This is a genomic window from Sporanaerobacter sp. (genome assembly GCF_047830725.1).
In the GTDB taxonomy this organism is placed as follows: Bacteria; Bacillota; Clostridia; order Tissierellales; family Sporanaerobacteraceae; genus Sporanaerobacter.
Genome location: NZ_CP181252.1, coordinates 1394790 through 1409664, shown reverse-complemented (window position 1 = coordinate 1409664; position 14875 = coordinate 1394790). Strand labels below are relative to the sequence as shown.

The 14875-nt window shown below is 32.2% G+C and carries 11 protein-coding genes and 1 other annotated feature; all 11 genes read right to left on the bottom strand.

All coding sequences use genetic code 11. The features are described from left to right. Positions 1-203: 203 nt before the first annotated feature. Positions 204-1712 carry a hypothetical protein gene (locus ACFWUA_RS06780; RefSeq protein ID WP_416197301.1) on the bottom strand — a complete coding sequence of 503 codons (1509 nt, stop codon included), beginning with the start codon at positions 1710-1712 and terminating at the stop codon, positions 204-206. A gap of 88 nt (positions 1713-1800) precedes the next feature. Beyond that, positions 1801-4902, bottom strand: a complete 3102-nt coding sequence (gene ileS / locus ACFWUA_RS06775) for an isoleucine--tRNA ligase (RefSeq protein ID WP_416197300.1) — start codon at positions 4900-4902, stop codon at positions 1801-1803. Positions 4903-5020: 118 nt separating this feature from the next. Then, positions 5021-5234, bottom strand: a binding site (T-box leader). 59 nt (positions 5235-5293) lie between these two features. Beyond that, positions 5294-6283 (bottom strand): lipoate--protein ligase, encoded by a 990-nt coding sequence (locus tag ACFWUA_RS06770; protein ID WP_416197299.1) that lies wholly within the window; start codon positions 6281-6283, stop codon positions 5294-5296. Positions 6284-6443: 160 nt separating this feature from the next. Next, positions 6444-8138 carry a dihydrolipoyl dehydrogenase gene (gene lpdA / locus ACFWUA_RS06765; RefSeq protein WP_416197298.1) on the bottom strand — a complete coding sequence of 565 codons (1695 nt, stop codon included), beginning with the start codon at positions 8136-8138 and terminating at the stop codon, positions 6444-6446. A 13-nt stretch (positions 8139-8151) separates the two neighbouring features. Beyond that, a complete protein-coding gene (locus ACFWUA_RS06760) occupies positions 8152-9171 on the bottom strand; it encodes a dihydrolipoamide acetyltransferase (RefSeq protein ID WP_416197297.1) in 1020 nt (339 codons plus the stop codon). Between the two features lie 12 nt (positions 9172-9183). Next, the gene (locus tag ACFWUA_RS06755) at positions 9184-10179 is read right to left on the bottom strand and encodes an alpha-ketoacid dehydrogenase subunit beta (RefSeq protein WP_416197296.1); all 996 of its coding nucleotides are present in this window, start codon (positions 10177-10179) and stop codon (positions 9184-9186) included. Between the two features lie 13 nt (positions 10180-10192). After that, positions 10193-11155, bottom strand: a complete 963-nt coding sequence (locus tag ACFWUA_RS06750) for a thiamine pyrophosphate-dependent dehydrogenase E1 component subunit alpha (protein ID WP_416197295.1) — start codon at positions 11153-11155, stop codon at positions 10193-10195. 38 nt (positions 11156-11193) lie between these two features. After that, complete coding sequence (locus ACFWUA_RS06745; RefSeq protein ID WP_416197294.1) at positions 11194-12144, bottom strand: sugar-binding transcriptional regulator; 951 nt, start codon at positions 12142-12144, stop codon at positions 11194-11196. 359 nt (positions 12145-12503) lie between these two features. Continuing rightward, positions 12504-13151: an L-ribulose-5-phosphate 4-epimerase gene (locus tag ACFWUA_RS06740; protein ID WP_416197293.1), complete on the bottom strand. Its 648-nt coding sequence runs from the start codon at positions 13149-13151 to the stop codon at positions 12504-12506. 65 nt (positions 13152-13216) lie between these two features. After that, entirely contained in the window at positions 13217-14554 is a 1338-nt protein-coding gene (locus ACFWUA_RS06735) for a PTS galactitol transporter subunit IIC (protein WP_416197292.1), read from the bottom strand. A 19-nt stretch (positions 14555-14573) separates the two neighbouring features. Beyond that, positions 14574-14858, bottom strand: coding sequence for a PTS sugar transporter subunit IIB (locus ACFWUA_RS06730; RefSeq protein ID WP_416197291.1), 285 nt, complete (start codon positions 14856-14858; stop codon positions 14574-14576). Positions 14859-14875: the final 17 nt, after the last annotated feature.

Here is a 14875-nt window from a genome sequence, read left to right as displayed (position 1 = left end):
CATCCCCTAATATTTTTGGTATTTTACCGGCAAGTGAAAATAATCTTCTAAACTATCTAATTTATACATTAAATAAATATTTTTTCCAGCATCTTCTTTTGCGATTTTTCAACATATTTCTTTGTATAAATGAAAAACAACCTAGAACTAAGTATAGGCTACTTATGTTCTAGGTTGTTTTGTCTAATTTTCAATTTGTTTTTTTATTCTAAATACCATTTAAGTGAAAATTTATCTCCGCTTATTCTTTCAAACAATTCTTCATATTTATATAATCCAGATGGTTTTATCACTTCATTTATGAGAAAATCTCCAAATTCTTTTGGTTTTTCAGCAACTGAATTTACATTGTATTTTTTATAAAATACTTTTTTGAGCATTTCACAGGTTACATCTCCCATGAAATAGTTGTGCATATATATTGGATGTGTTGTATAGTGAATTCTATATGCAAAAGGTGGTTCTTCACTATATGGTTTATCTCCAAACAATTCTCCATTTAATTTAAAATATAGATTGTATATATCATCTAGAGATTTTATATCATTTTTATACAATTCATGATCAAGGAAAATGTCTCCTACAAATCTTAGATAATCAAGTTTCTCATATTCTTGCATTTCTTCAAATTGCTCTTTTACTGAACTATCAAAGAAATTCTTATAGAACAATTCATCATATAAAAATCCACCAAATAAATTTGCTATTCCTTCTGTGACTATTCCACTAACCCCTGCGTTTAGAATGATTTCTTCTGGATCTAGTAAAAACGAATGTACTCCATGACCTGTTTCATGAAGAAGTACTCCATATTCATGATATTTGTTCTTCACATTGGCAAGTATTCTTGAATCTACCCCATTTTTTATAGGGAAATTGTATCCCCATTCTGATTTATTTTTTCTTGGAAAAATGTCATAGGTAATATTAAATTTGTCAATATCTATGCCAAAGTTTAAGAAGAAATTTCTCACATAGTCATAATAATTTGACATATCTACAGTAGTATTAAGTGCTGGAGCTATTTTAGATTTTACATATGCTCCATCCCAAGGCATAAGTTCTTCTTCATTTATGAATCTTCTAGCATATTCCCCTCTTTTATTGTTTAAAGTATCAATATATGGATTTAAATCTTCTTTCCAATTGTCAAAAATGCTTGGAGATAGTTCGTTCATCTTTAACTTATGCTCTACAAAATTTTTATCTCCATAGGCTTTGGCATATTCTTTTCTTAAATTGATTAAATCTATAAATCCTCCATCAACAAGAGGTTTATTTATTTGGTTTCTTGCAAAATATGCCTTTTTTCTTAAATCTCTATCTTCCTCATTGGAAAGTATTTGAGCTATTTCTACACTAGAAACTTCTTTTCCGTCTATTTTAAATCTAAAGGTATTAAGTATCATAGAAAGTTCGTTGGTCTTTTTTTGGATTTCTAAATTTAAATCATTCAATTCTTTACTTAAATGATATGGTTTAATCATATTGTATACAATTTCAACTCTTCTTTTATCCTCTGGATTCAAATCTTTTTCCTTGTACTCAAGAACTAATTCATAGTTTTTCTTATCTTCTAAAAATTCATTTATTTCTTTATATGCTTCTTCTATGCCAAAATCATATCCTACAGTATATTGAACCCATGTAAGTTTGCTTATATTTGTCTCCATTTCATCTAATTTTTTAGCCATATTTAAAAGTCTTTCCATAAAAAACACCCCCTTGTAAATTAGGATAGATGTTAAACATCTATCCTAATTAATTATATCACATTTATTTCGACACTAGAAATAAATTTTATTCTGCTTTTTCCAATTTGATCCCTGTTTCATGACCATTTAAATCTTGTTTTTCAAAGGAATCATCATTTACTTTTTCTATGGAAACTGCCAATGTTTCTTTCATTATATATTCTCTATAGATATTTATAGCTTCTTCTATATCCTTATCTCCATCATAATATATGTTTATATTGTCTAACATTTCATATCCATTGTTCTTTCTCATCTGTTGAACTTTTGATATAAACTCTCTTGCATATCCTTCATTGATTAGTTCAGGAGTCAAAGTGGTATCAAGAATTACAAACAAGTTATTTTCCATTGCTACGTCAAAACCTTCTTTTGAAGAAATAGTCACCATGACAAAATCCTTTTCTATTTCTACATCTTCTCCACCTAAATTCAAAGTGATTTTTCCTTCTCTTTCTAATGTTTCAACTGTTTCATGAGCATCTACTTCACTTAGTGCCTTCCCAAAAGCTTTTATCTTTGGTCCCAATACTGGTCCTGCTACTTTGAAGTTTGGCTTTAAAGTATAGTTCATAAATTGAGATAAATCTTTTTCAAATACTACTTCCTTTACATTTAATTCTTCTTTTATAAGAGGTACCAAATCTCCTATAAGTTTTTCATATTTCCCATCAATTAGAACTTCACTTAAAGGCTGACGTACTTTTATCTTGGCTGCTTCTCTTGAAGCTCTTCCAAGTCCTACTAAATCTCTAACTAAATCCATCTTCTCTTCAAGTCTTAAATCTATCAAATCTTTATTTACCTTTGGATAATTAGCTAAATGGACAGACATTTCTCCTGTCAAATTTCTATACATTTCTTCAGCTGTAAATGGTACAAAAGGTGCTATCATCTTGCTCAATCCTACAAGGACTTCATAAGTAGTCTTATATACAGCTTTTTTATCTTCATCCAATTCTGTAGCCCAAAATCTTCTTCTTGAACGTCTAATATACCAGTTGGATAAATCCTCATTGACAAATTCTTGAATTCTCCTTACAGCCCTTGTCAAATCATATTGACTCATGTCTTCTTCTACATTTTCAAGTAAACTATTGTATTTAGAAAGTAACCATCTATCTAATTCTGGTCTATCACTATATTCTACATTGAACTCTCTTGGATCAATTTCATCTGTATTTGCATAAAGAGTGAAGAAATTGTATACATTTCTTATAGTCCTAAAAAATTTACTTTCTACCTCTTTTATGCCTTCTTCATCAAATTTAGTTGGAGTCCATGGTGGTGATACATAAAGTATATACCATCTTAAAGCATCTGCTCCATATTTATCAAATAGACTAAATGGATCTACTGTATTTCCTTTTGATTTAGACATCTTCCTGCCTTCTTTATCCAATACAAGATCATTCACAAGTACTCTCTTGTATGGAGATTTCCCTGTGATAAAAGTAGATATAGCAAGTAATGAATAAAACCAGCCTCTAGTTTGATCTATTCCCTCGCATATAAAATCTGCAGGAAATAGTTTGTCAAAATTTTCTTTGTTTTCAAATGGATAGTGATGCTGAGCAAATGGCATAGAACCGCTGTCGAACCATACGTCTACTACATCTTTTACTCTGGTCATAGTAGCACCACATTTTTCACATTTTATATGAACATCATCTACATAAGGTCTATGAAGTTCTATATTTTCATCTATATTTTCTATAGCCTTTTCTGCTAATTCACTTCTCGAACCTATACTTGTAGTATAACCACAATCATCACATCTCCAAATATTTAAAGGGGTTCCCCAATATCTAGTTCTTGAAATAGCCCAATCATTTAAATTTTCTAGCCAATTTCCAAATCTCTTTTCTCCTACAAAAGCTGGATACCATTCTACGCCATTGTTGTTTTCAATAAGTTTATCTTTAAGCTTGGTGATTTCAATATACCAACTAGGTTTTGCATAATATAATAATGGTGTATGGCATCTCCAACAATGAGGATAATTGTGTAGCATTTTTTCTTTTCTAAATAACTTCCCATTTTCTTTCAACCACTGAATGATTTCTGGATCTGCATCCATGACAAATTTCCCCTTCCAAGGAGTTTCTGTAAACTTGCCTTCTTCACTTACAGGTTTAAGAACTGGCAGCTTGTATCTAACACCTGTATTGTAGTCGTCTTCACCAAAAGCAGGAGCAGAGTGAACTATTCCAGTACCGTCTTCAGTAGTTACATAATCAGCTACAGTGATAAAAAATGCTTTCTCATTGGTTTTAACAAAAGGTATAAGTTGTTCATACTCTACATATTCCAAGTCTTTACCTTTCATTTCTTCAAGAACTTCATATTCATCCCCTAGCACTTTATTGGCTAAAGTCTTACTTACATAGTATATTTCATCATTTTGCTTAACTTTTATATAAGTTTCTTCTGGATTCACAGTTAAGCACACATTGCTTGGCAATGTCCAAGGAGTAGTAGTCCATGCCAAAAAATATTCATCCTTATCTTTTCTCTTGAACTTAACTATTACAGTTTCTGTTTTTATCTCTTCATAACCTTGAGCTACTTCATGGGAAGCAAGACCAGTTCCACATCTCGAACAATAAGGAAGTATTTTATGTCCCTCATAAATATATCCTTCTTTGAAAAACCTATCAAGTATCCACCATACAGATTCAATATAGTCATTGTCCAATGTAATATAAGGATGATCTAAATCTATTTCATAGGCCATTCTCTTCGTCATTTCACGCCATAAACTTTCGTATTTAAAAACTGATTCCTTGCATTTTTGGTTGAATTTTTCAATACCATATTCCTCAATATCTTGTTTTTTATTTAACTTGAGTTGTTTTTCTACTTCAATTTCTACCGGAAGACCATGAGTATCCCACCCAGCTTTTCTTTTTACTTGATACCCTTCCATAGTCTTATATCTACAAACAACATCCTTTAAGGTTCTAGCCATAACATGATGAATACCAGGTTTTCCATTGGCTGTTGGAGGTCCTTCAAAAAATACGAACTGATTGTCTTCGTCTCTAGAGTTTATACTCTTTTCAAGTAAATTTATCTCATCCCAGTAATCTGATATTTGACTTTCTCTATCCTTTACTGGCAAATTTGATAATTCTTTAAAAGCCATTTTTTTCATCCTCTCTATATTTTATTAAATTTTTAATTTGGTAAATTTGGTGGCAAACAAAACGTCCCCTTGCCACTTTTGGGGACAAAATAAAACGTCCCCTTGTCACTTTGTAACAAATAGGGACGAACATGCCGCGGTACCACCCACATTATAAGTATATACCTTATCTCTCATTAAATCATAACGTGAATACACGAGATATCTTACTATATATTTTCAGATATCCAGCTCAGAGGTGATCTTCATAAAAGTTAAGCAACAATCTCTCACCAATTAATTGTTTCTCTGTATGCGATCCCTTTTATTACTCTCCTCATCAAGGCTATTCAATATGAAATTCTATTTTGAATAATGATACATCAAAAACAAGACCTTTGTCAAGACACCTTTAGTCAATAATAGCTTTTAAAAGTTCATCTTGAGAAATTCCTGAAAAATAGTAGCCTACATCAATATCTTTTAGTATTCCTTTTATTTCATCCTCACTATATTTTGCACCTACTAGTTTTTCTTCTACATCTTTCAAATCTCCATGGCCAAAAAAGTCCCCATAAAATTTGATATCCTTGATAAATCCATTATCTACATCTATAAATATTTCTACTTTTCCACTTGAAAACCTTCTATCTTTTCTTATATTGAACTCTGGCGATTGTCCATAAGTCCAATCCCAAGTCATATATCTTTCTTCCATCAATTTATTTATGCTTTTTAAATCTTCTTCTGTTAATTCATATACTTCCATATCCTCTTTATCTTTAAACATATGTTTTAAAAGAAGTTCTTTAAATTCTTCTATAGTGATATCTTCCTTTAAATAATCCTTTATATTTGTAACTCTACTCCTTACTGATTTTACTCCCTTAGATACTATTTTATCTTGTGATACTTTTAGAGCTTTAGCTAGTACATCTAGCTCCACATCAAAGAGTATAGCACCATGATGAAGTACTCTTCCTTTTTTCATATATTGAGCATTTCCACAGAACTTTTTCCCATCTATAACTATATCATTTCTGCCAGTAAATTCTGCCTTTATACCTAAATCAGCCAACACTTCTATTACTGGTTGAGAAAAAGTCTTAAAATCAAAACCCTCAGAACCTTTATTTTTAGATATTATAGTGTAATTTAAATTGCCCAGATCATGATAAACAGCTCCACCGCCTGAAAGTCTTCTTACTACATTGATATTATTTTCTTTGACATATTGAGTATTTATCTCCTCAATGGTATTTTGATGTTTCCCAACTACAATTGTGGGCTCATTTATCCACAACAAAAATATCTCATCAAATTGATCTAAATAGTTAAACACATATTCCTCTAAGGCCAAATTAAATTGAGGCTTATTGCAATCATTTTTTATATAAATCATAGCTTACCTCCAAATATATTTTTAGCTTATCAATAAAAATTATAAACTATATTCTTCTAAAAAGCAAAACCTGTATATAAATATTCTCAAAAAAGCCTCTCAAGTTTATATTGGTTATTTTACAATATATAAACCTGAAAGGCTTAAAAAATAACATAGGCTAATTTTTTTTAGGTAGATGTATTGCCTTTCCTAGTGTATCAGCACAAGCTTCTACAAAAGCTTCAGAAAATGTTGGATGTCCATGAACTGTTTCTAAAACTTCATGTACTGTAATTTCCATTTCCATAAGAACTGCTGCTTCATTTATCATTTCTGCTACTCCAGGCCCTACCATGTGAACTCCCAATATTTCTCCATACTTTTTATCTGCTATAACTTTAACAAAACCTGTAGTTTGCCCTGAGGCCAATGCTCTTCCATTTCCTATAAATGTGAATTTACCAACAGAAATATCATATTTTTCTCTTGCCTCATCTTCAGTAAGTCCTACTGAAGATGCTTCTGGCATAGTATAAATAGCAGATGGAATATTAGCTAATTTTACTCTTTCTTTTCCGCCCATAGCATTTATTGCAGCTACTTCGCCCATTTTGAAAGCTGCATGAGCAAGCATCTTTCTACCATTTATATCTCCTGGTGCATAAATTCCTTCTACACTAGTTTCCATATAATCATTTACTTTTATTCTTCCTTTTTCCATTTCAAACTCAACTTCTCCCATACCGGCTAAATCTGGAACTCTTCCTATCGATAATAATGCTTTGTCTGCTACTAAATCTTCTTTTCCTTCTAATTTCAATATAAGCTTCCCATCTTTTTCAACTATCTCATTTAACTTAGTAGAAGTATGAATTTCTATTCCCTTGCTAGTCAATACATCATATAGCACTGTAGATACATCTTTGTCCATATTTGGCACTATTCTATCCATCATTTCAATTATTGTTACATGGCTTCCAAAGGAATTAAAAGCTAATCCCAATTCTATACCTATAACTCCTCCGCCTATAACTGCCAGTTCCTTTGGAACTTCTTTTAAATTAAGCAACTCATCACTTGTCAAAACCAATCTACTTTCTATCCCTGGAATTTTTATTTTAGCTACTTTAGAACCACCTGCTAAAATAATTTTTCTTCCTTCAATGATTTCACTATCATTTATAGATACTTTTTTATCTTTAGTTATTTTACCTATACCTTTATATATATCTATTCCATTACTCTTCAAAAGTCCTACTACACCATTAGTCAAAGTCATGACTACTTCATTTTTTAGTTCAACAGCTCTATCCATGTCTACACTTACATTGGAGTTTTCCAAAACAACTCCTCTTCTTCCTGCAGATTTTATTTCTTCAATTATTTCAGCATTCTTAAGATAAGTCTTAGTTGGTACACATCCTCTATTTAAACAAGTGCCACCAAATAAACTTTTTTCTACTATTGCAACTTTTCCACCTAGTTGAGCTATCTTTATAGCTGCTACATACCCAGCTGGTCCTCCACCTATAACTATTACATCATAGATATCATCATCTTTTTCTACTTTTGTTTCTGGAACTTTAACTTCTTCTTTTGCTACTTCATTGTTTTCTGACTCTTTAATGATTTCTCCTTTTTCTCCTATATATCCTATAGTAGTTATAACTGGAACTGTTTCTCCATCGTGTTTCAATATCTTTAGCAAATATCCTGAAGTTTCTGCTTCCACTTCCATATTTACTTTATCTGTCATTATCTCAAGTAAAACTTCTCCTCGTTCTACATATTCGCCTTCTTTTTTATACCACTTTATAATTTGCCCTTCTTGCATGTCCATACCTGCTTTAGGCATTATTACTTCTGTTGCCATGACTATTCCTCCTTTATATAAGCATAGCTACTGGATTTTCTAGTAGATATTTTAAATCTTGTAGGAACTTAGCACCTACTACTCCATCTATAACTCTATGGTCTACTGTCAAACTCAATATCATCATAGGTCTAATATTTATTTCTCCATTCACAGGAACTACCTTATCTACTATAGTATTTACTCCCAATATTGCACTATTAGGTTGATTTATAATTGGATTGAAATGGGTTATTCCATACATTCCTAAATTACTTACTGTAAATGTACTTCCCTGCAATTCATCTGGTGACAATTTCATATTCATAGTTCTTTCTACTATATCTTTTGTTGCTAGAACCATTTCGGTTAAACTTTTCTTATCCGCATCTTCTATAACTGGAGTTAGAAGTCCACTTTCAAGTCCAACTGCCATAGCTAAGTTTACATATTTATGAAGTATAATATTTTCTCCATCTTCTGATATACTTGCATTTACCAATGGATGTTTAATTAAGGCTTTAGCCGTAGCGAGCATTATTATATCTGTAATAGTGATTTTCTTTCCTGTTTCTTCTAAAATCATCTCTTTTACTTTTGCTCTTAGTGCTTTAACTTCTGTCATATCTACTTCTGTATTTAATGTAAAGGTTGGAGCAGAAAAATAGCTTTCACTCATTCTCTTAGCTATTATCTTTCTCATATTGGTCATAGGAACTATTTCAATTCTTTCATCTTTAGCTTCTACATTTTCTTCATTTTCTTCATTTTCTTCATTTCCTAATGCTCTTAGTACATCTTCTTTCATTATCTTGCCATTAAATCCGCTACCTGCAATAGTCTCCAATTCCAATCCTTCTATCTCAGCAATTCTTCTTGCAAGTGGTGAAACCTTAAGGGAATCTTCTTTATAATTTAGTACATCTATTTGTTGTATTCTTCCCTTTGGACCAGAGCCTTTAACTCTTGACAAATCAATTTCTCTTTCTCTTGCAATCCTCCTTGCTGCTGGAGTTGCTCTTACTTTTATTTTTTCTACTACCTCTGCTACCATCACGATTCCCCCCTATCGGTTCATAACTTTGAGTACTGCTTCTCTTATTTGTTCTTCACTTGGAACTATTGCTTTTTCTAATTCAGGGTTGTATGGTACTGGCACATCTAATCCTGCTAATCTAACTATTGGTGCATCAAGATAATCAAAAGCTTCACTTTCCACTATAACTGAAGCTATCTCTCCTAAATATCCTCCAGTTTTGCATGCTTCATTTACTAATACTACTCTTCCTGTCTTCTTTACTGATTCAATTATCAACTCTTTATCTAAAGGTACTAGAGTTCTAGGATCCAATACTTCTACACTGATACCTTCACTTTCCATTTCTTCTGCTACTTTTAGTGCCCTTGGAAGCATTCTACCATAGCTAATGATTGTTACATCTTTTCCTTCTTTCTTTATTTCACCTTTCCCTAGAGGAATTACAAAATCTTCATCTACAGGAACTTCACCTTTTACTTTATAAAGAGTTTTTTGCTCAACAAATACTACTGGATTGTCATCTCTAATTGCTGCCTTTAAAAGCCCCTTTGCATCTTTTGCTGTACCAGGTACTACTACTTTTAATCCAGGTACATGACAGAACCAAGCTTCTAAACTTTGAGAGTGCTGAGCTGCTGCTCCTGTACCTGAGCCACCAGGACATCTTAAAACCATTGGAACTTTAGCTTTCCCACCAAACATATACCTCATTTTAGCAGCTTGATTTACCAATGCATCCATCGCTATTGTTGAAAAATCCATAAACATGATTTCAGCTATTGGTCTCATCCCTGTAACTGCTGCTCCTGCTGCTGCTCCTGCTATTACAGCTTCTGATATAGGAGTATCTCTAACTCTTTCTTCGCCAAACTCTTCTAACATCCCTACAGATACTCCAAAAGCACCACCATATAAGCCTACATCTTCACCCATCAAAAATACATTTTCATCTCTTCTCATTTCCTCAACCATTGCCAATTTAACAGCTTCTTTATATGTCATTTCCTTCATTTCATTTGACATTTATATTCCCTCCTTATGCATATACATCTTCTGTTACAGTTTCGATTGGTGGATTTGGACTATTGTTTGCAAATTCCACTGCATCTTCTATAGCTTGTCTAGCATTTTTTTCTATTGTATCTAGTTCTTCTTCTGTTGCTATATTGTTTTCCAACATATATTTTCTAAATCTCTTTATTGGGCATTTCTTTTTCCATTCTTCTACTTCTTCTTTACTTCTATATACTTGAGCATCTGATTTAGAATGACCTAACCATCTATATGTCTTACTTTCGATCAATACTGGACCTTTTCCACTTCTCACATACTCACTAGCTTCTTTCACTGTATTATAAACTGCTATAGCATCATTTCCATCTACTATATATCCTGGTATTCCGTAAGCATCAGCTCTTTTAGCAATATCTTTGATATTCATTGATTTTTCTATAGGTACACTCATACCGTATAGATTGTTTTCACAATAGAATATCACTGGCAATTTCCAAACAGAAGCTAAATTCAATGCTTCATGAAAACTTCCTTCATTTGAAGCTCCATCTCCAAAAAAACAAAGTACAATTTTGCCTGTCTTCTTCATTTGTTGAGTAAGAGCTGCTCCAACAGCTATTCCATGTCCTCCACCAACTACTCCATTAGCACCTAAATTCCCTGCTTCTACATCGGCTATATGCATGGAACCACCTTTTCCCTTGCAATATCCTGTATATTTCCCTAGTAGTTCAGCCATCATCTTATTTAAATCTATTCCTTTCCCTATAACTTGACTATGACCTCTATGAGTAGAAGTAATTAAGTCATCACTATTTAAAGCCATACAAGAAGCAACACCTGATGCTTCCTCACCTACTGATAAATGGGTTGTCCCATGAACCATTCCTCTTGCGAAAAAGTAGCTTACCTTTTCTTCAAAGGCTCTAGCTTCATTCATTCGTTTGTACATTTCCAATAATGTTTCTTTACTAATATCAGTCATTCATATCCCTCCTGATTTATTTAAAATTTCAATTTATTTTAATTTTCTTCATACTCTTTTAAAATACTCCTAGCAACAACTTCATCAGTAACAAGTACATCCATAAGTCTTCCCTTAAGAGCCCCATGAATAGCTTTAATTTTTTTATCTCCTCCTGCTACCGCAACTATAGTTGGTATTTTCCTTAATTGTTCCAAATTGAGAGCCACAGTTCTGTCTGAAAAAATATTTTTTATATCTTGCCCATTTTTATCAAAAAAACAAGTACTTATATCTCCAATGACTCCAGCATCTAGCAACTGTTTTATATCATCCTCTTCTAAAAGTCCTATATCTGCCATAGTTGAAGAAGCTATACTTCCTATCCCTACTATAGCAATATCAGCCCTTTCACTAGTTTCTATTACTTTTTTTATGCTTTTATCGTTAAATATCAAATTTCTAACTTCCTCAGTAGCAACAAATACTGGAGCATATAAACCCAAAGAACTTGCACCTAAATTTCTCGCCATAGTATCTGCTATTACATTGGAATGATAAATATTCATTTCATTTCCAATTCCACCAACCAGCGGGGATATAACTATATTGGTCTTTCCATTTGACCTAATCCTACTTGCTATCTCGTACAAAGTTCTTCCCCATGAAACAGCTATTGTCATATTGTGGTCAATTATTTGACCTAAATATTCTATAGCTCCATCAGCCAATTGGGTTATCAATCCATCTTCATTCTTTGAAAGTCTGGGTATTATTATAGCTTTCTTTAGTCCAAATATCTTTTCAATCTTTCTTTGTAAATCAAAACAATATAGTTCTGAATCTTTTATTTCTATTCTTACAATTCCCTTTGCTCTTGCTTCATTGAGCATCATAGATACCATAGACCTTGAAATCCCATACTCTTTAGCTATTTGATTTTGACTCATTTCATCTATATAGTACATATAAGCTATTTCTGCAAGTTTCCTTTCTTTAGTTTTATCCATCCAATATCACCCTTATCATATATATCATTTGATACAATTCATGCTTTCTTTCAATTTCATTATACTACTTTACTGACATATGTCAATACTATTGACATATGTCAGTAAAGTAGTATATATATTAAAATTTCTTTTCCCCATTTTCCTATTCCAATATAGACATTTTTCTATTATTCTCAATATATCTTTTATCTTTACTCCTCTAGGATTTTTTAATATGGAGTGGGACTCAAAAGTTTTTTCAATCAATTTCCCATATATATCTTCTTTCATTGAAAATAATGTATGTATAAAAAGACCCAGTTTATTATACCAATTTTAGTAATTAATACTGGGTCTTAAAAACCTATATAAAAAATTTATCTTTGTCCATAGACATTTTTAAATAAATCATTAGCTCTTTTCACTTCTTCTTCTGGCAATCTGATTGGTTCACCAATAGCCTTAGCCAAATAATATACCTTGCTGGCATCTTCTAGCATTACAGCTGCAACTAGTGCATGGTGAGGGTCTTCTCCAAAAGTAAATACACCATGATTTTGTAACAAAACAGCTTTTTGATCTCCAATTTTTTCAATTATATTTATTCCCAATTCTTCAGAAGCCACAGGAGCATATTTAGCAACAGGGACTTCTCCTCCAACTTCATTTGCCATAGTTGTAGATACTACCGGTATACTTTCATTTAATACAGCAAAACAACTGGCATATGTAGAGTGAGTATGAATAATTCCATTTATATATTTTTTTGCTCTATATATTTGAAGATGTGTTATTAAATCTGAACTAGGTTTTCTGTTCCCTTCAACTATATCTCCATCTATATTTACTATAACTATATCTTCTGGTTTCAATTTTTCGTATTCCATTCCACTTGGAGTAATAGCTATCAAACCTGTTTCTCTATCTCTTCCGCTGACATTTCCTCCAGTTAGTGATATCAATTTATATTCTTTCAATTGAATTCCTATTTCTATGATTTGTTTTCTAAATTGTTCTAGCATCATTTATATCACCCTTTTTATTAAAGTATAAGTCAGAGAATTCTCTGACTTATACTTATTATTTATTATTAATTTTCAGAGTTTTGATTCATAATTCTCTTTCTATTATAAATTGCAAGTCCTAATGCAATAGCAACCATGATTATTGTTCCAACAACTTTAAATTCCATAGTTCTTGTAAACATCCATGACAATGGATTTGCACCATCGCAAATACTTGAAATCATAGTAGCTCCTTCTGGCATTTGGAATTTAGCATTTACTGCCATTTGAGTGTGTAATGGAGCTAAGTTTGTAGCAATTAATAATCCAGTGGATATCGTTATCAATCCAATGATGAAAGTTCTAAACACATTTCCTTTTGTTATTGGAACAAGCATTACTAGCATAAATGGTATAACTGCTAAATCAGCAAAAGGTAAAACTTTATTTCCTGGAATAATTGCTGCTAACAATATAGTTACTGGAACAAGTACTAGTGATACAGCAAGAGTTACAGGATGTCCAACTCCAACAGCTGAATCTAGTCCAATATACATCTTGCCTTTTCCTTTGTATTTTCTTTCTATTAAGCCTTGAGCTGCATCAGATATTGGCATAAGTCCTTCCATCAACATGGCAGCCATTTTAGGAATTAAAACTAGTACAGCACCTAATGTAATACCTGTTTCAAGAACTCCTTTTATATCATAACCAGCACCTATTCCTATCAATATTCCTAGTATAGTACCTATCAATATAGGTTCACCAAACACACCAAATTTTTCTTGTAAATCTTCTGCATCTATTTCAATTTTATTTATTCCTGGGATTATATCAAGTATTTTATTTAATACAATAGCTATTGGAACGAATGCTCCTGAAAATCCATGAGGTAATGAAATTCCTGGAAGTCCATTATATTTTTCAATTCCTGGTGCAGTTAAGTCTGCAATAACCATTATGATAATCATGTCTAGTACTGCTGCAAGTATACCTAATGCTGTACTACCAGTAGCACCTTGTACAAGTGCACCAGTAAAAGCAAAATGCCAATAATTCCAAATATCTATATTTACTGTTTGAGTAGTATTTGTCACTAACATCAAAATGTTTACTATCAATCCCATTGGGATTATTATAGCACCTACTCTTGAAGCAAAGGCTATAGCTGCAGCTGCTGGCCAACCAACATCTATAACTGTCAAATTTAATCCTAATCTTTGAACCATTTCTTGAGCTGCTGGTCCCAAAGTATTTCCAAGAAGGCCAATAACTAAATTCAATCCAACAAAACCTACTCCTACAGTCAAGCCTGCCCTGAGAGATTTACCAAATTTAGCACCTAATACTAATCCGAAAATAGTTATTATAATGGGCATCATTACTTGTGGACCAAGTCCAACAATAAAATCTAATACTTTCATCCTCCCACCCTCCTATTATTTATAAATTTAGTTTTTCAATTACTTCGTCAACAACTTTGTCAATTCCCACTCCAGTCAAAAATGGAAGTCCAGATATAACAGGTGTTGAAATTTTGCTAGATACTTGAGTGGTAGCAACTATCAAATCATAGTCTGCTGCCTTTGCACTCAATTCTGCTACTTTACATTGAGTAATAGAAACATTACCTGCTTTGCCTCTCTTTTCTAATTCTTTTTTTAATTTGTCTGCAGCCATAGTAGATGTGCAGATACCTGTTCCACATGCAACTAATATTTTAGCCATTTTTTCTCCTCCTTTCG